We start from the raw sequence: 21,567 nt of genomic DNA, 5'->3' as shown, positions 1-21,567 counted from the left end.
AGCCGTAAACGATCGTGGTCGGAATCTGCAGGGATGTACTGATCAGCCGATATCGCGTTGACGGAAGATCATCCATCCACCCGCGGCGAACGCGGCTGCGATGGCCAGCAGACCCAGCTCGGGAGCCCACTCGAACGCGAGCGCAGGAACCTTCGGGACATGCTGGTACGGCGACATCTTCGTCACCCAGCTCGGCAGATTGATCGACTCACCGACGAATCCGACGACGACGAACGCACCGAGCACCGCCCACCCGAGCGCCGCGAACCGACTGCCGAGGGCAAGTGCAAGCAGCGTGATCGCAGCGGTGACCCACACGGCCGGAATCTGAGCGGCGGCCGCACCGGCGACGTCGACGACGGACCGTCCCGACCCGATGCCCATCGCAACGCCGGTGAGGAGCACCAGCCAGGCCGCACCGACGTAGGCCATGACGCTCGTCGCCACCCACACCGAGGTCCGTCCGACCGCGGTTGCGCGCACTTCCTCGGATCGTCCTGATCGCTCGTCTTCCGCGGCGTGGGTCGCGACGGTGATCGCGAAGCACGTGATTCCGATCGCCAGCACGCCCAGGATGGCAGTCACGAGGGAGTCTTCGATCACGCCCGTGCCACCCATGCGCTGGATGATTTCGGTTGCGGTGTTGCTTTCGAGCAGTCCAGACGCGACCGGGATGATCGCACCCATGAGCGTGCCCATGACAGCGCACACGACAGTCCAGATGATGACACTCGTCCGGTTGACCCGCCAGGTCAGCGCGAACGCGCTGGCCAACCACGGCGAACCATGGATCTTGCCGGGACGGTCCGGCAACAGTCCGCCGCCGAGGTCCCGGCGCGAGCGCAACGTTCCGGCGAGCACGAAGAGGAGAAGGCTGGCCACGACATAGAGAGCGAGCACCCAGATTCGAGGGTGCGACCATGCCCGCAGCTCGGTGTTCCACCCCAGTGGCGAGAACCAACTGAGGGTCGGCCAGGCCGCGTCGCCGACCGCGCGGACGAGGTACAGCGCGACCATCGTGCCGATCGCGATCGCGCCACACGTGCGCGCACTCGCGGACAACTGCACCGCCACCGCAGCGACTCCCATGCCAACAAGGCACGTGCCGGCCCACGACAGGGCGAACAGAACCGATCCACCTGCGGGCAGGCCTCCGCCGATGGACGCCAGGGCGGCCAAAACGGTGAGCACGCCGGTGAGCAGCAGCGACTCGACGAGCGCCGCCGCGTAGAACGCATCGCGCCCGACCGGCGCCGCACCGACGAGTTCGGCGAGGCCGCGCTCTTCGTCGACGCGCGTGTGCCGCCGGACGATGATGACGAACAGCAACGACGCGAACAGCGCATACAGCACTGTCATCTTGACCATCGACAGTTCGCCGACGCTGTGCACGTCGAGGATTCGTCCATACAGCGCAACGGTTGCCGGGCTCGACGCCAACCCTTCGGCGGCGTGCACGCGTTCGGCTTCCGACGAGTACAGGGCCGGCGTGGCCGCAGCCGACGCGTACACCAGCAACACCATGATGGCGATCCACACGCTGGCGAGGACACGGTCCCGGCGCAGCGCGTGCCGCGTCAGCGCGACGGTACCGGTGAATCGGGACAGTTGACTCTTCGGCTTCGAAGGCCGGTCAGGCGCGATGGTGCTCATGACACGGTCCGGTAGGCGTCGAGGAACAGTTCCTCGAGCGACGGGGGTGTGCACGAGACGCTGCGGATGCCGGCGGCACCGAGCGTGCTGAGCACGCTGCTGAGCGCAGACTCATCGGCCGACAGCGTCAGAATCGTGCCGTCGACCTTGACATCGTGAACGCCGACTGTGGTCGACAGGTCCGGGATCGTGCCGGCGAGGTCCGCGCGAATACGCGTCTGGTGGAGGTGACGCATCTCCGTTAGGGTGCCGGTTTCCACCGCGCGACCAGCACGGATGATGGTGACGCGGTCGGCGAGGTTCTCGACCTCGCTGAGGATATGGCTCGACAACAGGACCGTCGTTCCGGCGGCCTTCGCTTCGGCCACACACTTGGTGAAGACCTGTTCCATCAGCGGGTCCAGGCCGCTGGTTGGTTCATCGAGAATGAGCAACTGGACCGGTGCGGCGAACGCGGCAACGAGCGCCACCTTCTGCCGATTGCCCTTGGAATACGCGCGACCCTTCTTGGTGAGGTCGAGCTCGAACCGTTCGACGAGTTCGTCGCGGTTCGACTGCGCCGGGTCAGCCCCGCGCAGTCGGAGCAGCATGTCGATGGTTTCGCCACCGCTGAGGTTCGGCCAGAGGGCGACATCGCCCGGGACGTATGCGAGGCGTCGATGGATCTCGACGCTGTCGGCCCAGGGGTCGAGGCCGAAGACGGTCGCGGATCCACTGTCGGTTCTCAAGAGACCGAGCAGCGCCCGGATCGTCGTGGACTTGCCGGCACCGTTCGGGCCCAAGAATCCGTGTACTTCGCCGGTACGAACCGAGAGGTCGAGTTCATCCAGAGCCCGCGCCGAACCGAATGTCTTCACCAGCTTTCGCACTTCGATGTCGCTGCTGGTGTCGTTGTCGTAAGACACGATCACTCCTCTTTCGCTTGCTGGGACTGCCAGGTTTCGAGCAGTCGCGGATCGGTGATGAGGCCTTCGGTATAGATCTCCAGCGACGGGCCCATGACTTCGCGGGTGTAGTCCTGCAACGCCTGGCGATAGTCGATCGGGCCCTCCGCAGCCTTCAGTTGGAGGTAGAGCATCAGCCCGCCGCCGCCGACGAGCGCGAGATACCGGGCTCGCGCTTTCGGGTTGCGGCTCGGTCGGATGAGCCCCGCATCAACGCCTTCCTGCATGTAGGTCTCCGCGTTGGCGACCATGTCGTTGAACAGGTGGGCAGCGAGGTTGCCGCCGGCCTGGAACGACCGCACGAGGTAGGCGATGAGCGGTGCGAACGATTCGACTTCGGCGAGCGCGGCCAGGAAATTCGCCGAGGACGAGTTGTGCATGAAGTCGGACTTCGAACGACGAATCGCCTCGAGCACGAAGGCATCGCATTCGGCGCGAAGCCCGTCCTTCGAGCCGAAATGGTGATTGACGAGACCTGGGGAGACTCCCGCGGCCTCGGCGATCGTGCGAACTCCGACGGCGAATCCCTGGTCTCCGAACGTGGCGATCGCCGCGTCTCGAATACGAGCGCGGGTCGTCAGATCAGAGTCTGAACGCATGTTCAATAGTCTAAACACTCGTTCAATCGAGCGCTAGTGGGTGTGACGGTCACCGCAGGATGAAGCTCCGTTGAGACTGATGAGGGGTTGGTGAGGGTTCCGCTCCGGCGATTGCGCTCCCCATCGATTCCCGATTTCACTTGAATCGTGCGAATTCTCGTCGGCGTCCTGCTCCTGCTGCTCACCGCTTGTTCGGTTCCGCGCGGTGCGACACCGGCGGGCACAGCGGAGCGCCACCTGTCATTCGACGGCAGCGACCGCACGTACCTCGTCCACGTTCCACGCGATCTGAAGTCCCCCGCTCCGCTGGTCGTCATGCTGCACGGCGGCTTCGGAAGTGCGCAGCAAGCCGAACGTGCCTACGGCTGGGACGACTTGGCCGATCGAGAGGGCTTCGTGGTCGCCTACCCGAACGGAGTCGGGCGCGCCTGGAACACGACGGGCGGTTGCTGCGGCGAACCGGCCCGCAACGGCGTCGATGACGTTGGATTCATCACGGCGGTCGTCGCGGCCATCGAGAAGGACATGCGAATCGACAGCACCCGCGTCTACGCGACCGGCATGAGCAATGGCGCGATCATGACCTACACGCTTGCGTGCCGCACGTCGATCTTCGCCGCCATTGCACCGGTCGCCGGCACTCAACTCGGCGACTGCAGCAAACCAACCCCGACGTCGGTGATCCACGTCCACGGCACGGACGACAAGAACATCCCCTACGACGGGAGCCGCGGCACCGGTTTCGCCAAGATCCAGGGAGTCGCGATCCCGGAACTCGACGCGCAGTGGCGGACCATTGACAACTGCGCTGCGCCGACCGTTCGCGTCAATGGAGTCACGACGATCCAGGTAGCCACCTGCCCCAACGGGCGGACGGTCGAACTCGTCACCTTGGCCGGCGGCGGACATGACTGGCCACAGGCAAGCAACGGCTTCGACACCACGGCTGAATTGTGGAGATTCTTAAGCCAGTATTCGACGTAGCGAAGGGGTCCGTCTTCCGGTGACCGGGAACACACCGTCACTGGCACGCGTTTCATCACTGGGCGAGGCAAATAGGGAGGACAAATCGTGACGAGCGGCTTGCACAACTGGAACGACAGCATCATCGCGGAGTTCCGCGCGAACAACGGCACGGTGACGCAGAACGGCTTTGGCCGACGACTGATCCTGGTCCACCACATCGGCGCCAAGAGCGGGCAGGAACGCGTCGCTCCGGTGGCAGCTATTCGGCCCGACGATGACACGTGGCTCATCGCAGCCTCGAAGGCCGGCGCCCCGGACAACCCCTCCTGGTACCACAACCTCCGAGCACATCCCGACGTGCAGATCGAGACGCCGGACGATGGCGTGGTCTCCGTTCGCGCCGAGGTGCTCGAGGGTTCCGACCGCGATGAGGCTTGGGCTCGCTTCATCAAGCTGAGCCCAGCTTTCGCTGGCTACCAGGAGAAGACCACGCGCATCATTCCGATCGTCGCGCTTCGTCGGGTCTAGGCAGTCAGTCACCCGAAACGACGAAGGGTGGCCGCTCATCCGAGCGACCACCCTCCCATCGGTCAGAACGCGGCTTCGCTGAGCTCCATGGGCTCGGTGTCGATCGCCGCGATGATCTCGCGCGTCGCCGTCAACTGCGGCAGCACATTGCGGGCGAAGAACTTCGCGACTCCGACCTTGCCCTCGTAGAACGCCTGGTCACGGACGCTGGCGCCGGCTGACAAGGCAGCCTGCGCGACCTGGGCGGCCACGATGAGACGCCAGCCGATGACGAGGTCCGAAACCGCGAGCAGAAAGCGCACGGAACCGAGGCCGACCTTGTAGAGGCTCTTCGGGTCCTGCTGCGCACCCATGAGGTAGCCCGTCAGGATTCCGGCGGTCTGCTGCACGTCGTCGAGCGCCTTCGCCAGAAGTTCGACCTCGCGAGCGAGCGTCGCATCTCCGGCGTCGATCGTCGCCTTGATCTGCATGGCGAGGTGACCGAGCGCGCCACCCTGGTCGCGGATGATCTTCCGGAAGAAGAAGTCCAGCGCCTGAATCGCGGTCGTGCCCTCGTAGAGCGAGTCGATCTTCGCGTCGCGGATGTACTGCTCGATCGGGTAATCCTGGAGGAAGCCCGAACCACCGAGCGTCTGCAGCGACTCGGTCAGCAGTTCGTAGGCCTTCTCCGAACCGGCGCCCTTGACGAGCGGGAGGAGCAGATCCTCAACGCGGTGTGCGAGATCCGCGTTCGCGCCCGATACCTGCAGTGCGACGTCGGCGTCCTGGTGCGCGGCGGTGTAGAGATACAGGGCGCGCAGACCTTCCGCGTACGCCTTCTGCATCAGCAGACTGCGGCGCACGTCCGGGTGGTTGATGATCGTCACGCGCGGGGCGGACTTGTCCATCATCTGGGTCATGTCCGCACCCTGGACGCGCTCCTTGGCAAACGCGAGGGCGTTGAGGTAGCCCGTCGACAGCGTGCCCGACGACTTGATGCCGACCGTCATGCGTGCGTTCTCGATGACCTTGAACATCTGCGCAATACCGTTGTGCACGTCGCCGACCAGGTACCCGACGGCCGGGATGCCGTGGCCGCCGAAGGTGACCTCGCACGTCGGCGACGACTTGATGCCCATCTTGTGCTCGAGACCGGTGACGAAGACTCCGTTGCGCTCACCGAGTTCGAGGGTTTCGTGGTCGAAGTGGTGGTTCGAGACGAAGAACAGACTGAGGCCCTTGGTTCCCTCTGACGCACCCTCGGGGCGGGCGAGAACCAGGTGGAAGACATTTTCGGCCGTCTCGGCGACGTCGCCACCCGAGATGAAGCGCTTGACGCCCTCGATGTGCCAGGTGCCGTCCGGCCGCGCGATCGCCTTCGTGCGACCGGCGCCGACGTCCGAACCGGCGTCCGGCTCGGTGAGCACCATCGTGCCCGCCCAACCCTTTTCCATCGCGATACGGGCCCATTCGACCTGCTGCGGCGTGCCTACGTCGGCGATCGCGTTGGCCATCGCCGGGCCGAACATCGTGTAGAACGCTGCCGACGGGTTCGCACACATCAGCATTTCCAGGATCGCCCAGGTCATTGGCGCCGGAGCGGGAACACCACCGATCGACTCCGCAACACCGATGCGCCACCACTCGGCTTCCTTGACCGCCTGCACGGTCTTGGCGAGTTCGTTCGACATGGTGATCCGGTGCTCGTTCGGCAGGAAGACCGGCGGGTTGCGGTCACCCTCGACGAACGTTTCCGCAATGAGATCCTCAGCCATGCGTGCGACCTCGGACAGCGTGGTGCGCGCTGTCTCGGTGTCCATATCGCCGTAGGCACCGGCGTCGAGCAGCTTGCCGAGCTCGAGTACCTCGAACAGGTTGAACTCGATGTCTCGAAGATTCGCGATGTAGTGACCCATGTGTTCCCCTCCTTTGGGCAGTCGGGGAACAGAATTGCGTAATGATCTTTGGTTTCGCAACCGTAAGTTAACGCCGACTAAGGCTGGGTCATCACGATGGCGGTACCGATCCGGGCCAAAATGGCCTGAAAATCGGCACGCGAAACAAGACCCGGGTTTCGGGCCGCGTCGATGACGACAGTAGTGAACGCCTGAACTCGAACACGAGCTTCATCCTCGGGCGTGTCGGGACTTGCTGCCTGAATCAACCTGGCCCAGCGCAGGACTCCTGCTCGATGAACCCGTCGATAGCGCTTGGCCTGGTCGTCAGGAAGGTGTCGAGCCTCCGAGAGTGCGGTTCCGGCGATGGCGGGCGAACGGGCAACAAACGCCAGAAAATACTGCGTGAGGAGCGCCAGCGATTCTTCAGCCGAGTTGCCTTCGGCACATGCGCGTGAGATGTAGTGCCCGATCCACTGATCATTGCGCCCGATGATCTCGTTGAGCAGGTCGCCTTTGCTCGCGAAATGGTGGTAGATCGCGGGCCCCGAGATGCCGACCGCGGCACCGATGTCTTCGATCCCCACGGCGTCATACCCGCGCGTATTGAACAACTCCGCGGCGGCAACGATGAGGCGCTCCGGCTGCAGGTCGTCGAGCGCGGGACCGAGGACAGTCCGAGCGGGCGCACCGTGATCCTGCGACGAGAACGGAATCGCCAGCACGCTTTCGATCACCGCGGTAAGCAGAGGAATGAACCGGTCCTTCGGGAGCTGGACATTGTGGAATGACGGACTCTCCGCGATTGACGCGATCACCCACGCAAGAAATCGCGCATCTTCGACCGAAATATCGGGCCGGCGCGCCGATACCGCTTGCGCAATGAGGTCGACGATTGCCCGAACGTGAACGAACATCTCGCGTCGTTCCGGCTCCGGCAGGTTTCTGATCTCAAGTTGCCACAGGCGGGGTACACCGCGAAATTCGAGCGACAATTCCATGAGTACGGCGAGCGGATCCTCGGCCGCCGCGACGCGCTCGTAGGTCGTGTCGATTCCGGCCCGGACGGTCTCAGTGAGCAGATGCTGCTTGTTCGAGAAGTGCCGGTACAACGCGGCGGGCGAAATGCCGACCCGACCTGCAATGTCCGCGAGCGAGGAAGAATGAAAACCCTTCTCGGCGAACACTTCCCCGGCAGTCCGCAGGATCTGGCCGCGACGGTCCCGGGGGCGCGTACGCCGAGGCTGGACAACCTCTGACTCGGCATCCTTGGCGGTCGAATTCGGCACGTGGTCCATCCTTCCATTCGATCCGCCCGGCTGCCGAATTCGGTCCGCTGTCCGGGTCCTCGGAAATTGCTTTCCGGCTATCTGAAACGCGGCGATTTCAAGATTCATTTCGGCGGGAAATCCCCAGAATCGGGTCTCGTTTCGATTACTCCGAATTAGCTCCAGACGCCAAATTGTGACGCCATTTCCCTATCCGCAGTGGCGAAGATCATGTGCACTTGCCAGAACCAAACGGCGCGTCGCCTTGACGATGCGGCGCCAGATACCCGCGGGGGTGTAAATGGCAGTGCGCGCACAGAAGACGGCTTTGCGTTCGACCCTTCGATTCTCCGGACTGGTCACCGGAGCGGCGACCGCCCTGATCGGATTCGGTGCGACGGCCCATGCGGACCCCGCGTTGACGCCGGAGGTCGAGGCAGCACTGCGCCCCATCATCGACAGCCTCGTCGCCGGATCGGCTGGCTCATCGGGATCGGCGGGATCGAGTGATGCGAACACCGCAAGCACTCCCCCGGAACCAATCGCGGCTCCGGTCCAAACGGTCCAAACCGTCCAAGCCGCTCCCGTCGTCACCGCACCCGTCCAAACCGTGCAGACCGCCCCGACCGTTGCTGCTCCAGTTCAGACCGTCCAAGCCGCACCCACCTTCGCGCTCCCGGCGGCAGGCATCCTCACCTCGACGTTCGGCGATGGCCGCAATCATCAGGGCATCGACCTCGCCGGACCGATCGGCGACCCGATCAACGCCGCGTCCGCGGGCAAGGTCATCGACGCCGGCCCCGCTCAGGGCTTCGGTCTGTGGGTCCGGATCAAGCACGCCGACGGGACGATCACCACGTACGGCCACAACAACGAAAACCTCGTGAAGGTCGGCGACGTCGTCACCACCGGTCAGCAGATCGCCACGATCGGCAACCGTGGTGACTCGACCGGTCCGCACCTCCACTTCGAGGTAAAACTTCCCGACGGCACGAACACCGATCCCCTGGTGTGGCTCACCGAGCGCGGCATCGAGGTCAAGCGCAACGAGCCCACTCCCGCCGAGACCCCGGCACCCGAGTCAGACACCGCCCCGACCACCGCCCCGGTAGACCCTGCGGCACCGCCCGCCCCGGTCGTGCCGGACCCGGTGTCGCCCGACACGTTGGCCTGACGTTCCGCGACTTCGGCTCACCTGGTAGAGCTGAATCATGGACATTCTGAGTGGTCGGGTGATCCTGCGCCCGACCGACTACGACGCGACCGTGGCGTTCTATCGGGACGTCCTCCAGCTTGCGATCGCACGCGAATACCCGGGCGGGACGGTCTTTTTCGCCGGGCAGTCGCTCATCGAGATCGCCGGCCACGCCGGACCGGATTCGGCCTTCGGTGGCGCCTTGTGGCTCCAGGTCCGAAGCGCCGCCGACGCGTTTTCGGAGCTCAGCGCGCGTGGCGTGACCATCACCGCCAAGCCGAAACTGCAGCCCTGGGGACTCATCGAGATGTGGGTGACGGACCCGGACGGCGTGGCCATCGTCTTTGTCGAGGTGCCCGCCGACCATCCGCTTCGCCGCGACCTGCGAAAGCCCGGTGCTAACACATGACGACCGAACTCCCCCGCGAGACGGCCGCTGGATTCAAAAGTCTGAAGCCGACGCGGCCCACCCCACAATTCACGGAGTTCCTCGAGACGCTCCGCACCGTGCAGGATCTTGCGGTCGCCGTCAACGCGCCGGACGAGGTTCTCGCCGACGCGACGCTCCAGGCGCAGGCGCTCATCGACATGCTCGAATCGCACGCCGCCCCCGAGGGAACGAGCTTTGCCGGGCGCGCCGTCGCACCGGGGCGTGGCCACCTCATGCTTCCCGCGTGGCGGGTGGAGACGTGGAGCGCCGAAGGCGTTCGCGCGAAGGGAAGCTTCCGTCGCTACCACCTCGGCGGGAATGGGGCCGCACACGGCGGTGCCATCGCCCTGCTCTTCGACGAGATGTGCGGTATGGCGATATTCGCCGCGCGAAAGCCGGTCGCCCGAACGGCATACCTGCACGTCAACTACCGGAACCTGACGCCACTGGACGTCGAACTCACAGTCGAGACGCGCATCGATCGGACGGAAGGTCGAAAGCGCTTCGTCGTGTCCACATTGACCAGCCCGGCCGGTACAGTGCTCGCCGACGCCGAAGCGTTGATGATCGAACTGCCGAAGGAATAGCTCAGTCGCCTTCGACCGCATCGACGATGTGGCGTGCGATGTCGCGTAGCTGACCAACCTGTTCGGGACTCAAGCTGTCGAAGACCAGGCGCCGGACAGTCGACACATGGCTCGGCGCGGTTTCGACGAGTTTGGCCATCCCGGCCTCGGTCAGCGTGCCCAGGGTGAACCGTCCATCGGTCGGGTCTGCCATCCGCGTCAACCAGCCCCGCTTCTCGAGGCGTGCCGCGACCTGCGACAACCGCGGCAACTGACCTTCGGTGAACTTCGCGAGGTCGCTCATGCGGAGCGTCCAGTCGGGTGCCTGAGACAGGCCCGCGAGAACTTGGTACTCGAAGTGCGAGAGCCCGGCATCGCGCTGCAATTGCCGGTCGAGCGCGGCGGGGAGCTTGATGAACAGTGACGCCAACGCCAGCCACGCGAGCATTTCCTCGTCGTCCAGCCAGCGCGTCTCGGTCACGATCGCCAATCCTAGGTCGGACGTCGATTCACCAATGGGTTCCCGGAACCATCCGCGCCGCGCGCCGAAGTAGCCGTCCGGCGCTTCGCTGAATCCCCGGGCGCTCCGGACCCGCCGTCGATTCGGCCGCGTCCACCGGCGGTACCGGCAATTCGCCCTTCGACGCGGCGCTGTCCGGGTAGGCCCGGTGGTACCGATGCAGTGCGCGATCCTTGAGGCTCGGTGCGAACAACGCGGCGTATTCGAAGATGGTGCCCATCGGGACGTCGATGCGCTTGGGCCGCTCGACGAGCGCACGGACGATCGTCGCTGCCGCCCACTCCGGCGACTTGCCTTTCACCGCTGCGTACGCGCCCGCGCTCGGCGTGATCATCGGGGTCTCGACGAGCGGCATGTGGATCGTCGTGAACGTGATGCCGTCGGACAGCGTTTCGGTGGCCGCGACATCGGTGAACTTGTCAAGCGCGGCTTTACTTGCGAGATACGCCGCAAACCGGGGCGAACTGACTTGGACACCTTCACTGCTCACGTTGACGATGTGCCCGAACTTGCGCTCGCGCAGGTGCGGCAGCAACCCCAGGATCATCCGTACGGCGCCGAAGTAGTTCACGGCCATCGTGCGTTCGAAGTCGTGCAAGCGGTCCACTGACCGGTACAGCGACCGCCGAATCGAGCGGCCGGCGTTGTTCACGAGCATGTCGACGTGGTCGTGATCGGCGAAGATCGCGGCCAGTGCAGCATCGACCGATTCCGACTCGGTGACATCGCACGGGTAACTCGACGCCTTGCCGCCCGCCGCCCGAATGTCGTCGACGACTTTGTTCAACTCGTCGACCCGACGGGCGAGGAGCAAGACCTCGGCACCGGCGTCAGCGACGGCTTTCGCACTTGCCCGACCGATTCCAGAGGAAGCGCCCGTGATGATGACGGTCCGGCCCGCAAGCGGTTTGTGGCCACCCATAGCCCGAACTTAACGGACTCCTCAGTTCGCGGTCCAGAGTCAGGACGGTTCCCACGGACCTTCGACGAACACCGCCTCGCCCTCGCCGGGCCACGGCGGCATGGTGATGGCGACGGCGGCCAGTGGCTCGGGTCCGAAGGAACGGAACTGAAAGTCCGTCCCCAGCGGGATCGTGAGGCATACGCCGGGCCGGACCTCGAGTACCTCCGTCTCAGCCCCGACTGACCGCCACATCTCCCCTGCTCCGGTCGTGAAGTACCAGATCTCCTCGACGGTTCGGTGGGTGACAGCGCGGGACGTACGACCCGGCGCGAGTGAGAAGTGCGCCATGCCACCACCGGAAAGTCCGAGCAGAATTCGCACATCCGACCCGTCGGGCGCAGTGACATGTGGCTCGTCCGGCAACTGCATGGATTCGAATGTCACGGTTCCCCCTGCGGCGCATAGTTGGAACAAACATACCGAGCGGTCCGGATGGAGGCGGCATGGAACTCTCCGACGAAGACCGCCTGGCGCAACTCGGGTACCACCAGGACCTCAACCGCTCCTGGTCGGCATTCTCCAATTTCGCGATCAGCTTCTCGGTCGTCTCGATTCTCACCGGAGGCCTGGCGAGCTACGGGATCGGTCTCGCCAACGGTGGCCCGATCACGATGTCGTGGGGCTGGCCGCTCGTCTCGATCATGGTGCTGTTCGTCGGGCTCGCGATGGCCGAGCTCGCGTCCGCCTACCCCACCGCCGGTGGGTTGTATTGGTGGGCAAGTGAACTGGGTGGTCCCGTCTGGGGCTGGTTCACCGGTTGGTTCAACCTCATCGGGCAGATCGCCGTCACCGCGGCGATCGACTACGGCGCCGCGATCTTCGTGACCGCGGTGCTCGACGCCATCGGCCTTGGCTTCGGTACGTCCCGCGACGTCATCTTCGTCGTGTTTGCGCTCGTGCTCGCCGCCCACGCCGTGCTGAACATTCTTCGACCGCATCTCGCGGCGACGATCAACAACGTCTCAGCCTGGTGGCACGTCATCGGTGTGCTGATCTTCGTCGGCGTCTTGACCTTCTTCGCCACGAAGCATCAATCGCTGTCGTTCGTCTTCACCCAGACCGTCGACAACAGCGGCGTCGGCTTCGGTGGCGTGGCGTTCAGCTTCCTTCTCGGGCTCTTGCACGCCCAGTACACGTTCACCGGATACGACGCGTCCGCCCACCTTTCCGAGGAAACCAAGGGCGCCGCACGCGCGGCGGCATGGGGCGTTGTCCACACGATCATCGTGTCCGCGATCGCCGGATACGTGCTGATCCTCGCGGTCACGTTCGCCATTCCGGACCTCACCGCGGCACTGGATCCGGCCCAGAACAGCGGCTACCCGGTCATCTACATTCTCGAGAACTCGCTTGATGCACGGCTGGCGGCCGGCCTGCTCATCATCGCCGCCGTCGCCCAACTCTTCTGCGGGTTCGCGTCCGTCACCGCGGCTTCACGCATGCTCTATGCCTTCGCGCGCGATGGAGCCGTCCCCGGGTCGCGCCTGTGGTCGACGTTGAGCGCCCGTCGTGTCCCGGTTGCGGCCGTGTGGTTCATCTGTGGTTTCGCGTTTCTGCTGCTCGTTCCGTCGATGCTCGTCCCGGCGGCCAACGCGCCCACGGCCTACTACGCCGCCACTTCGGTCGCGGTCATCGGGCTGTACATCGCCTACGGAATTCCGATCGCTCTGCGGCTGCGTCGCGGGTCCGGATTCGCGAGTGGCCCATGGACGCTCGGACGCCACTACCGAGTCGTCGATACCGTCGCCCTAGCGTGGATCGCCATCATCAGCGTTCTCTTCGTGCTCCCGACCGACGACCGCGGCTACCCCTGGCACGAGGACTTCACCTGGGACCTCGTCAACTACGCGCCGATCACCCTTGCCGGCACCGTCGGCGCGATCGGCCTGTGGTGGGTGATTTCGGCCCGGCAGTGGTTCACCGGACCTCGACGGCTGGTCGAGGCGGAGTGATTACTGCTCGATCGCTGGCGGTCCGTCATCATCCGTGCGGTGGGTCAGAACGCCGACCGCGGTCGGAATGAGTAGCGCACATCCCCACGGAACGGCGACCCAGAACGGCCAGAAATAGTCGGCTCCGGTCGCGAGCCAGATGAACAGGCACATGATGTTCACCGCGGCCCACGGCATCCACATGATGATGACCCACTTCGGAACCTGAAGTGGTTGTTTCGCAACAGTTTTCGGAGCTTCGACGCGCGCCGGCAGGTCTGCCAGAATCGGCGCGAGCTCGCCGTAGGTCTTCGCCGAATAGAGCTGGCGAAGTCTCTCGTCGTATTCGAGAAGACTCAGTCGGCCTTCATCCACGGCCAATCGAAGTCGTTCGGCAATGCGCTCGCGATCGGCGTCGGCGGCGCGAACATGATCGTCGGTCACGTTGCCAGGATATTGCAGGTGCGGATTGCCGGCATTAGTTCAGTTCAGCTCGGCGCGGCGGGTCATCTCCCCGAGGCACGCACGCTGTCGCGCGGCCATATGGCGCGACGCCCTCTGCAATCCCTCGATGCGCAACTGCTGCGCGAGCTCGCCGAACGCGAAGAACTCGCCCCTCAGCTCGTTGTTGCTGAGAATATTCACCGGCCTCATGTCGACCTCGCCTAGCTACGACAACTGGAGGGTCGTTTTCCCGGATCGGCGACAGGCCAAACTCGAGGTGCGAAACTCTCAGGGTGTTCTCACATAACGCGGTCATCGACGACGTGCTCGGTCGCTATGCGTCCGATCTCGGGGCCCAGTACGACGCGTACCGCAACCATGTCCTCCGGGCCGCGAATTACCACGTGCTGTTGACCGGAAAGCCACTCGATACGGACGTCGCACTCGCCTGGGCAGTGCACGATCTCGGCGTGTGGACGGCCGGGACAGTCGACTACATCGCACCGTCGGCCGCGCTCGCCCGCGAGCTGGCCCCACAGTTCGGAATCGCGGATGCGAGCCGAGCCATTGCGCTCGTCGAGGGCCATCACGCGCTGTTGCCGTTCGCAGACCCCGAGCTCGAGGCTTTTCGCAAAGCCGACCTCACCGACTTCAGTCGCGGTCTGGTCCGCAACGGACTGAGCCGGGATCAGATCGCCACCGTGTCCGCGGAGTTCCCCAACGCGGGTTTCCACCGCTACCTGGCCCGGGAACTCACGAAATATGCGGTGAGCCATCCGCTTCGGCCGTTTCCCATGGTGCGGTTGCGCTGAGATGGCAAGCACGGTGTCGCCGGTGTCGGTTTACTAGGTGTTGTGACCGCGCCTGCGTCGAACGACACCCCGTCCGAAAGCCTCCTGACTGTCATCCTCGCGTTCGCGGCGAACCTCCTCATCGCAGTGGCCAAGACGGTGGCCGCGATCATCACCGCCTCTGCATCGATGCTCGCCGAAGCAGCGCACTCGTGGGCCGATGCGGGCAACGAAGTCCTGCTCCTCATCGCCAACCGGCGCAGTCTGCGCAAGCCGGATGCCGCCCATCCGGTGGGGTATGGACGGGAGGCCTACATCTGGTCGATGTTCGCCGCGTTCGGATTGTTCGCCCTCGGAGCCGGGGTCTCGATCACCCACGGCGTGCAGGAGCTCCTCTCGCCTGAGCCGTCGTCCGAGTTCGCCGTGGCCTACATTGTGCTGGCCATTTCGTTTGTCCTGGAAAGCATTTCGTTCACTCAGGCGATCCGGCAACTACGCGGCGAGGCACGCAAGGCCGATCGCACGGTCCTCGAACACGCAATGCGCACCTCCGACCCGACAACCCGCGCGGTGTTCGCCGAAGATGCCGCTGCCCTCGTCGGTCTCGCCATCGCCTTCGTCGGAATTCTCCTGCACCAACTGACCGGGTCGCCGATCCCCGACGCGCTCGGTTCGATCGCCGTGGGGCTGCTCCTCGGCGTGATCGCCGTCGTGTTGATCGACCGCAACCGCAGATTTCTGCTCGGCGAAGAGGCCTCGTCGCAGCTACGCGGCGCCGCCCTCACGACGCTCCTCGGCATGGATCAAATCGACCGGGTCACCTATCTGCGGATGGAGTTCGTGGGCCCGCGACAGACCATTCTCATCGCGAGCGTCGACCTCGCCGGCGACTTCGTCGAGTCGCACGTCGCGGTCACGCTTCGCTTTCTGGAAAGGGCGATCGAAGACGGAAACCCGCGGGTCGTCAAGGCGATCCTCGGGCTGTCGGCGCCCGACGAGCCGAGCCTCGCGCACCGTTAAGCCGGCAGCACCCTCGTCAAGGCCTTGTTCGTGAGGTGCCCGGCAACCAGCCCGATCACGATCCCCACCGTGTCCGCGACCGCGTCTCGCCAGTCCGCGTGACGTTGGATCGGAAGCAGCCCCTGCAGGATCTCACTCCCGACCGCGTAGGCGAGAAGTGCCCCCACGAGCCAGTCACGCCGAAACTGTGCGAGAACGCCGTTCCCGGCAAGCCCAGCGAAGGTGATGATGTGCACCAGCTTGTCCGGCAGGTGCGCCGGTCCCGGGGGCATCGGCACGAACAGCACCATGATCGACAGCGCCACCACGGCCGGGAACACGAAGCGCATGATGGTCCGGACGATGGGCACGCCAGAAATGGTGTCATCCTCGATGGGAGAATGTGGTGAGCAGCCGGAATGTCGACACGAATGTTTGCGGCAGAAACCCGTGGAGGAACGCAATGCCTGACGAACTCGGACCCGATCCGGTCCTGATGTACGACGGCGACTGCGCGATGTGCACGGGCAGCGTCAGACTCGTTCTCCGTCTCGACCGACCCGGCCAGTTCCGTTTCCTGTCAATCGGTTCCGACACCGGCCAGCACCTGTACCGGGAACTCGGTCTCGATCCGCAGACTCCCGACACCGTCGTTCTGCTGGCTCGCGGAAACGCCTACGTGAAGTCCGATGCCATTCTGCGGACTGCGATTCTCCTGGGTCTGCCGTGGTCGGTGCTGGGGATCGGGTTGCTCCTTCCGGAACGTCTGCGCGACTTCGTTTATGACTTCATCGCCCGGAACCGGAAGCGCTTCCAGCGGGCGCCGCGCTGCCACATCCCCTCTCCGAAGGAACGCGCGCGCTTTCTCGCCTGACCGAGCAGCCCGTCTTAGCCATATGATCCGATCGTGGAGCGACCTGCGATCCTGCTGACGTCCGAAGAGCACGCCGACTTTCTCGTCGAAGAATTCGGGCGGTACGCGCGCGACTACGAGCTCATTCCCGCCCGTTCGGCCGAACAGGCGCTCAAAGAGGCCGAGCGCGTTGTCGAAAGCGGCCGGCTGGTCGCGTTGTTCGTCAGCGACTCCGAATTGCCGGACGCCCCCGTGCTGCACGCGTTCGCGCAATGGCGTGCGGCGGTCCCCACTGCGCGCCGTGCGATCGTCACGCCGATGGAACGGTTCCTTCGCGATTCACAGCCCCTGCGAATGGGAATGGCGAAGGGCAAATACGACGCGTACCTACTGATGCCCCGCGGACCGCGCGATGAGGAGTTCCACCACGCGATCACCGACATGCTGTCGGACTGGGGCTCGACGGTCCCCGACCCCGAGGCGGTGACCGCCAAAATCATCACCCCGGTCAATTCGACTCTCGTGATGGAGATTCGCGACTTCTTCGACCGGATGGGCATGCCCTATCGCGTTTACTCGCCGGACAGCGAAGTCGGCCGCATGATTCGCGATCTGGCTCCGGAGAACAGCGGCTATCCGCTCGTGTGGGCCATGAACAAGAGCGTCGCCGTACCCCGATCGGTGAGCGATATCGCCCGGCGGCTGTATGGCTCGCCGGATCACGTCAACGTGCCGGACGTCGTCGACCTCGCCGTCGTCGGAGCAGGCCCCGCGGGACTTGCGGCCGCCGTCTACGGCGCCTCCGAGGGGCTGTCGACGGTCGTGCTCGAATCCGGCGCGATCGGCGGCCAGGCCGGCACCAGTTCGATGATCCGGAACTACCTCGGCTTCCCGCGGGGAATCTCGGGCATGCGCTTGTCGCAGCGTGCCCGCAGCCAGGCGATCCGGTTCGGGGCACAGTTCTTCACCGGATGGCCGGTCACCGCGATCGAGCCGGGTGAGCCGCACGAACTCGTCACCGACGGCGGTCGAATTCGCGCACGGTCGGTGGTTGTCGCGACGGGCGTTTCATACCGAAAGCTCGGCGTCGAACGCCTCGAGGAACTCGTCGGCCGGGGTGTCTACTACGGCGCCGCCCTCACGGCCTCGCGCGAGATGGACGGCCGCGATGTCGTGGTCGTGGGTGGGGGCAACTCCGCTGGTCAGGCCGCGGTACACCTGGCTCGCTTCGCGCGATCGGTACGCCTGATCGTTCGACGCCCGAGCCTCGACGAGACGATGTCCGCATACCTGATCGGCGAGATCAAACACACCCCCCGCATCACCGTGCAGACGTGCACGGAGGTCACGGACGGGGACGGCGACGACTCCCTGGAATGGATCGGTCTCACCGATACCCGCACCGGCGATACCACGCGCATCGCCGTGGGCGGGCTGTTCCTCCTCCTCGGCGCCGAACCGCACTGCGACTGGCTGTCGGGCTCCATCGCCACGGACGACCGCGGATTCGTGCTCACCGGTCGGGACGTTCCGCAGGAAGCCTGGATCGACGGCCTTCCGCCGGAGGACCTGGCGACCACGGTGCCCGGCGTCTTCGCCATCGGCGATATCCGCGGTGGCTCGATGAAGCGGGTGGCGTCGGCGAGTGGCGAAGGCGCGTCGGTCGTGCCGCTCGTACACACATGGCTCGCCGAAATGGCGCGTCAGACCTCGTAATGGTTGGCGTCACTTCATAGCGCGCTAGACGATAGTGTGCGTCGCACGCCATCGTTTGACTCGTGACAGAAGAGATTCTCGCGGGACACCTGCAAGAGCTGCGAAGGGGCACCGTCGTCGTGGCGTGCCTGTCGTTGCTGCAGTCCCCGCAGTACGGATACTCGCTGCTCGAGACGCTGAACAAAGCGGGCGTCGAGGTCGATACGAACACCCTCTATCCCCTCCTTCGCCGCCTCGAGAAGCAAGGGTTGCTCCGCAGCGAGTGGAACACCGAGGACGTTCGTCCGCGCAAGTTCTACACGGTCAGCGACGACGGCAATCAACTGCTGGACGTCCTTCTCGCCGAATGGCGAACCCTCGACAACACCCTGAAATCCATTGCGCAAGGAGACCAGCGATGACCAGTTCCACTGCCCATACGCTCTCTGAGCGCTACATCGCCGAAGTCGCTCGTCGACTGCCCGAGGCGCAGCGTGCCGACATCGCCGCAGAGCTTCGAGGAACGATCGCCGACACCGTCGAGGGTCGAATCGGCGATGGCGGCATCACCCCGGAGAACGCCGAGCGTGAAGTTCTGAAAGATCTCGGCGACCCCAGAGTGCTCGCGATGAAGTACCGGGACAAGCCCGCGCACCTCATCGGGCCGGAGTACTTCCCGTCCTACGTCGCCTTGCTGCGCACCCTCGTTCCGCTCGTGCCGGTCATCGTCGGCATCGTGGCGACGGTGTCGGCGCTCATCGCCGACAGTTCAGTCTCGGCGGCGGTCGGGCAAGGCGTCGGAGCCGCGGCCCAGGTTGTGTTCCACATCTTCTTCTGGGTCACGTTGGTCTTCGCGCTGATCGAACGCAAGGAAGGCCGGGCCCCCAAGGGACTTGTCGATGATTGGACGCCGGACAAGCTCCCCGACCACGTCAAGGCCACCCGGGTCGGCCTCGGCGAATTCATCTGGAGCCTCATCGGCATCGCGATGATCGCGGTGTTCCTGGTGTGGCAGAAGGACCATTCGTACCTGCTCAATGCGGATGGCAAGAGCGTCGCGCTCTTCCACCCCGATCTCTGGCACGGCTGGATCATCGCGATCTACCTGACGCTTGCCGCGTTCGTCGTGGTCGAGATCGCGAAGTTCCGCACCGGACACTGGACGTACTCGCTGGCTTGGGCGAACGGTATCGCCAACGCCGCCTTCGTCGCGGTTGTCGCCGGTCTGACCATCAGCCACCGGCTCGTCAACCCAGCCTTCATCTCCACGATCAAAACCGAAATCAACCAGCCAGACGTCACCAACCTCGTGACATGGCTCGCGGCGAACTGCTGGGTGCTGATCGGAATCATCGTGGTGATCAACTGATCGCAGGCCTTCCTGAAGGCGCGCGAGGCAGAAATCAGCCTCGGCTGATCGCTGCACACACTCGGTCGGTGAACTCCGACGTCGACGCGGCTGCCCCGAGGTCCGGCGTGCGAACGCCGGACTCGAGGGTGACCGCGGTCGCCTCTTCGATCGACGTGGCACACTCCGCGAGGACCGCGTCCTCCAAGCGAATGCTCAACCAGCGCAACAACATCGCAGACGACAGGATCGTGGCGACCGGGTTCGCGAGGTTCTGACCGGCGATCGTCGGCGCGGCGCCGTGGACAGCCTGGGCCATCGCCTTCGTCGTCGAGCAGTTCAACGATGCCGAGAGCCCGATCGATCCGGCCAACTCCCCCGCGAGATCGGAGAGGATGTCGCCGAACAAGTTCTCGGTGACGATGACATCGAAATCGTCGGGGCGGCGCACGAGCAAGGCAGCCATCGCGTCGACGTGCTCGTCGACCAACTCGACGTCGGGAAATGCCTCACCGACTTCGCGGCACACATCGCGGAAAAGCCCGGTCGTCAGTGGCAGGACGTTCGCTTTGTGCACCACCGTCACCTGCCGTCGGCGGCTTTGTGCGAGTTCGAAGGCGATCTGAGCGATCCGTTCGCACGCTGCCCGAGTCACTACGCCGACCTGCATCGCAACGTCGGCGGTCGGCATGAACTCCCCCGACCCCACGAACATATTGCGGTCGCTGTAGAAACCCTCGGTGTTCTCGCGGACGATGACCAGATCCATTGAGCGTCCGATCGACGGCACACCAGCGAACGTGCGCGCCGGGCGAATATTCGCGAAGAGCCCGTACCGCTTGCGAATGAATCCGCCGGGCGGCGGCCCTACCCGATGCTCGGCAGGGTACGAGACGTTGTCGTGCGGGCCGAGAATCCAGGCGTCAAGCCCGTCGAGTCCGTTGATGGTCTCTTCCGGCATCGGCGAACCGAGGGCATCGATGGCGGCGTGGCCCAGCAGCAGCGGAACCCAGTCGACGGCCCGCCGGTGGTTCGCCAGCGCGGTGTCGACGACCTGACGGGCGGCCGCGACGACTTCCGGTCCAATTCCATCGCCCTCGATCAGACCGATTCGCATGGGTCCATCAGATCATCTTCAGTGGCTAACCTGGTGAGCATGACGCGAACCGCGGAGCTGCCTGAGCAGATCAGCGAGATCAGCGCGCTGCTGGCCGGCGCCACGACCGTCGCGCTCACCGGAGCTGGCATGTCGACCGATTCGGGCATCCCCGACTATCGCGGTCCGGATTCTCCGCCGCGCAATCCCATGACGTACCAGCAGTTTGTCGGCGACGCCGACTTCCGCCGCCGCTACTGGGCTCGGAACCATGTCGGCTGGCGGATCGTCGATGGTGCACAACCGAACGGCGGCCACCGCGCCCTTGCCACTCTCGAACGCGCTGGGGCACTCAACGGCGTGATCACCCAGAACATCGATCTCCTGCACACGAAGGCAGGGTCCCGCCGAGTGGTCGACCTGCACGGCACGTACGCCCAGGTCGTCTGTCTGCGATGCCGGCATCGGCAGTCACGGTATGCCCTGGCCGAGACGCTGGAGCAACTCAACCCAGATTTCACGGCCGCGAGCCTGACCGGTCTGGAGGTGGCACCGGATGCCGATGCCGTCATCGATCGCACCGAACATTTCCGGATGATCGATTGCCCACTGTGCGAGGGAATGCTCAAACCCGACATCGTCTACTTCGGGGAGAACGTGCCGCGCGAACGGGTGGACGCCGCCTTCGCGATGCTCGACGATGCGGACGCCCTGCTCGTCGCCGGGTCGTCGTTGACGGTGATGTCGGGTTTCCGGTTCGTACGGCATGCCGCCAAGCACGGCAAGCCGGTTGTCATCATCAACCGGGGTGACACGCGCGGCGACGATCTCGCCACGCGCAAACTTCACGCCGGCTGCTCGGAAGTCCTGAATCAGCTGGTTATCGAACTCACGAGGAACTGA

Annotated in this window: 25 protein-coding genes; 13 read left to right on the top strand and 12 right to left on the bottom strand. The window is 64.8% G+C overall.

What is annotated here, in order from left to right:
• Positions 1-42: 42 nt before the first annotated feature.
• From F600_RS0116835 to F600_RS0116825, 3 genes are read right to left on the bottom strand one after another with little or no spacing between them, the layout of a single operon-like run.
• A complete protein-coding gene (locus tag F600_RS0116835; RefSeq protein WP_018161803.1) occupies positions 43-1,653 on the bottom strand; it encodes an ABC transporter permease in 1,611 nt (536 codons plus the stop codon).
• Positions 1,650-2,564 (bottom strand): ABC transporter ATP-binding protein, encoded by a 915-nt coding sequence (locus tag F600_RS0116830; RefSeq protein ID WP_018161802.1) that lies wholly within the window; start codon positions 2,562-2,564, stop codon positions 1,650-1,652. The genes F600_RS0116835 and F600_RS0116830 overlap by 4 nt, the downstream gene beginning before the upstream one ends.
• A complete protein-coding gene (locus F600_RS0116825) occupies positions 2,561-3,196 on the bottom strand; it encodes a TetR/AcrR family transcriptional regulator (protein WP_018161801.1) in 636 nt (211 codons plus the stop codon). The genes F600_RS0116830 and F600_RS0116825 overlap by 4 nt, the downstream gene beginning before the upstream one ends.
• A gap of 147 nt (positions 3,197-3,343) precedes the next feature.
• On the opposite strand from F600_RS0116825, the gene F600_RS0116820 reads away from it, so the two are divergent.
• Both F600_RS0116820 and F600_RS0116815 read left to right on the top strand, forming a co-directional pair.
• Positions 3,344-4,180, top strand: coding sequence for an extracellular catalytic domain type 1 short-chain-length polyhydroxyalkanoate depolymerase (locus F600_RS0116820; RefSeq protein ID WP_018161800.1), 837 nt, complete (start codon positions 3,344-3,346; stop codon positions 4,178-4,180).
• An 87-nt stretch (positions 4,181-4,267) separates the two neighbouring features.
• Positions 4,268-4,690: a nitroreductase/quinone reductase family protein gene (locus F600_RS0116815; RefSeq protein WP_018161799.1), complete on the top strand. Its 423-nt coding sequence runs from the start codon at positions 4,268-4,270 to the stop codon at positions 4,688-4,690.
• A gap of 62 nt (positions 4,691-4,752) precedes the next feature.
• On the opposite strand, the gene F600_RS0116810 is transcribed toward F600_RS0116815, so the two are convergent.
• Complete coding sequence (locus F600_RS0116810) at positions 4,753-6,585, bottom strand: acyl-CoA dehydrogenase (RefSeq protein WP_018161798.1); 1,833 nt, start codon at positions 6,583-6,585, stop codon at positions 4,753-4,755.
• Positions 6,586-6,662: 77 nt separating this feature from the next.
• Positions 6,663-7,853: a TetR/AcrR family transcriptional regulator gene (locus F600_RS30590; protein ID WP_162141440.1), complete on the bottom strand. Its 1,191-nt coding sequence runs from the start codon at positions 7,851-7,853 to the stop codon at positions 6,663-6,665.
• A gap of 280 nt (positions 7,854-8,133) precedes the next feature.
• Here F600_RS30590 and F600_RS32630 point away from each other — a divergent pair, with 280 nt between their 5' ends.
• The 3 genes from F600_RS32630 to F600_RS0116790 are packed head-to-tail and all read left to right on the top strand — an operon-like array spanning position 8,134 to position 10,044.
• Positions 8,134-9,006, top strand: a complete 873-nt coding sequence (locus tag F600_RS32630; RefSeq protein WP_018161796.1) for a M23 family metallopeptidase — start codon at positions 8,134-8,136, stop codon at positions 9,004-9,006.
• A gap of 37 nt (positions 9,007-9,043) precedes the next feature.
• Entirely contained in the window at positions 9,044-9,436 is a 393-nt protein-coding gene (locus F600_RS0116795) for a VOC family protein (RefSeq protein ID WP_018161795.1), read from the top strand.
• Positions 9,433-10,044 carry a hotdog domain-containing protein gene (locus tag F600_RS0116790; RefSeq protein WP_018161794.1) on the top strand — a complete coding sequence of 204 codons (612 nt, stop codon included), beginning with the start codon at positions 9,433-9,435 and terminating at the stop codon, positions 10,042-10,044. The genes F600_RS0116795 and F600_RS0116790 overlap by 4 nt, the downstream gene beginning before the upstream one ends.
• 1 nt (position 10,045) lies before the next feature.
• On the opposite strand, the gene F600_RS0116785 is transcribed toward F600_RS0116790, so the two are convergent.
• From F600_RS0116785 to F600_RS0116775, 3 genes are read right to left on the bottom strand one after another with little or no spacing between them, the layout of a single operon-like run.
• Positions 10,046-10,513 carry a MarR family winged helix-turn-helix transcriptional regulator gene (locus tag F600_RS0116785; RefSeq protein WP_018161793.1) on the bottom strand — a complete coding sequence of 156 codons (468 nt, stop codon included), beginning with the start codon at positions 10,511-10,513 and terminating at the stop codon, positions 10,046-10,048.
• Between the two features lie 19 nt (positions 10,514-10,532).
• On the bottom strand, positions 10,533-11,465 hold the full coding sequence (locus F600_RS0116780; RefSeq protein WP_018161792.1) for an SDR family NAD(P)-dependent oxidoreductase: 933 nt from the start codon (positions 11,463-11,465) through the stop codon (positions 10,533-10,535).
• Positions 11,466-11,504: 39 nt separating this feature from the next.
• The gene (locus F600_RS0116775; protein WP_211220083.1) at positions 11,505-11,891 is read right to left on the bottom strand and encodes a cupin domain-containing protein; all 387 of its coding nucleotides are present in this window, start codon (positions 11,889-11,891) and stop codon (positions 11,505-11,507) included.
• 59 nt (positions 11,892-11,950) lie between these two features.
• Here F600_RS0116775 and F600_RS0116770 point away from each other — a divergent pair, with 59 nt between their 5' ends.
• Positions 11,951-13,459 (top strand): amino acid permease, encoded by a 1,509-nt coding sequence (locus tag F600_RS0116770; RefSeq protein ID WP_018161790.1) that lies wholly within the window; start codon positions 11,951-11,953, stop codon positions 13,457-13,459.
• On the opposite strand, the gene F600_RS0116765 is transcribed toward F600_RS0116770, so the two are convergent.
• Positions 13,460-13,882 (bottom strand): DUF1707 domain-containing protein, encoded by a 423-nt coding sequence (locus F600_RS0116765; RefSeq protein WP_018161789.1) that lies wholly within the window; start codon positions 13,880-13,882, stop codon positions 13,460-13,462.
• Positions 13,883-13,921: 39 nt separating this feature from the next.
• The gene (locus tag F600_RS31690; RefSeq protein WP_018161788.1) at positions 13,922-14,092 is read right to left on the bottom strand and encodes a hypothetical protein; all 171 of its coding nucleotides are present in this window, start codon (positions 14,090-14,092) and stop codon (positions 13,922-13,924) included.
• Between the two features lie 83 nt (positions 14,093-14,175).
• Between F600_RS31690 and F600_RS0116755 the strand changes: the two genes are divergently transcribed.
• Both F600_RS0116755 and F600_RS0116750 read left to right on the top strand, forming a co-directional pair.
• Positions 14,176-14,694, top strand: a complete 519-nt coding sequence (locus F600_RS0116755) for a hypothetical protein (protein WP_018161787.1) — start codon at positions 14,176-14,178, stop codon at positions 14,692-14,694.
• Between the two features lie 42 nt (positions 14,695-14,736).
• Complete coding sequence (locus F600_RS0116750; RefSeq protein ID WP_018161786.1) at positions 14,737-15,693, top strand: cation diffusion facilitator family transporter; 957 nt, start codon at positions 14,737-14,739, stop codon at positions 15,691-15,693.
• On the opposite strand, the gene F600_RS0116745 is transcribed toward F600_RS0116750, so the two are convergent.
• Positions 15,690-16,043: a VanZ family protein gene (locus tag F600_RS0116745; RefSeq protein ID WP_018161785.1), complete on the bottom strand. Its 354-nt coding sequence runs from the start codon at positions 16,041-16,043 to the stop codon at positions 15,690-15,692. The genes F600_RS0116750 and F600_RS0116745 overlap by 4 nt on opposite strands.
• A 92-nt stretch (positions 16,044-16,135) precedes the next feature.
• Between F600_RS0116745 and F600_RS28715 the strand changes: the two genes are divergently transcribed.
• The 4 genes from F600_RS28715 to F600_RS28710 all read left to right on the top strand — a co-directional run bounded on the left by F600_RS28715 (position 16,136) and on the right by F600_RS28710 (position 19,589).
• Positions 16,136-16,546, top strand: coding sequence for a thiol-disulfide oxidoreductase DCC family protein (locus F600_RS28715; protein WP_018161784.1), 411 nt, complete (start codon positions 16,136-16,138; stop codon positions 16,544-16,546).
• A 33-nt stretch (positions 16,547-16,579) separates the two neighbouring features.
• Positions 16,580-18,241, top strand: a complete 1,662-nt coding sequence (locus F600_RS0116735; RefSeq protein WP_018161783.1) for an NAD(P)/FAD-dependent oxidoreductase — start codon at positions 16,580-16,582, stop codon at positions 18,239-18,241.
• Positions 18,242-18,303: 62 nt separating this feature from the next.
• The gene (locus F600_RS0116730) at positions 18,304-18,642 is read left to right on the top strand and encodes a PadR family transcriptional regulator (RefSeq protein ID WP_018161782.1); all 339 of its coding nucleotides are present in this window, start codon (positions 18,304-18,306) and stop codon (positions 18,640-18,642) included.
• The gene (locus F600_RS28710) at positions 18,639-19,589 is read left to right on the top strand and encodes an HAAS signaling domain-containing protein (RefSeq protein ID WP_018161781.1); all 951 of its coding nucleotides are present in this window, start codon (positions 18,639-18,641) and stop codon (positions 19,587-19,589) included. The genes F600_RS0116730 and F600_RS28710 overlap by 4 nt, the downstream gene beginning before the upstream one ends.
• Before the next feature lie 34 nt (positions 19,590-19,623).
• On the opposite strand, the gene F600_RS0116720 is transcribed toward F600_RS28710, so the two are convergent.
• Positions 19,624-20,685 (bottom strand): isocitrate/isopropylmalate dehydrogenase family protein, encoded by a 1,062-nt coding sequence (locus tag F600_RS0116720; RefSeq protein WP_018161780.1) that lies wholly within the window; start codon positions 20,683-20,685, stop codon positions 19,624-19,626.
• A gap of 39 nt (positions 20,686-20,724) precedes the next feature.
• Here F600_RS0116720 and F600_RS0116715 point away from each other — a divergent pair, with 39 nt between their 5' ends.
• Positions 20,725-21,567: an NAD-dependent protein deacetylase gene (locus F600_RS0116715; protein ID WP_081628943.1), complete on the top strand. Its 843-nt coding sequence runs from the start codon at positions 20,725-20,727 to the stop codon at positions 21,565-21,567.

This window comes from Smaragdicoccus niigatensis DSM 44881 = NBRC 103563, from assembly GCF_000380645.1.
Taxonomy (GTDB): Bacteria; Actinomycetota; Actinomycetes; order Mycobacteriales; family Mycobacteriaceae; genus Smaragdicoccus; species Smaragdicoccus niigatensis.
Note: the sequence above shows the minus strand (reverse complement) of the source record. Positions and strands in the feature narration are given on the sequence as shown.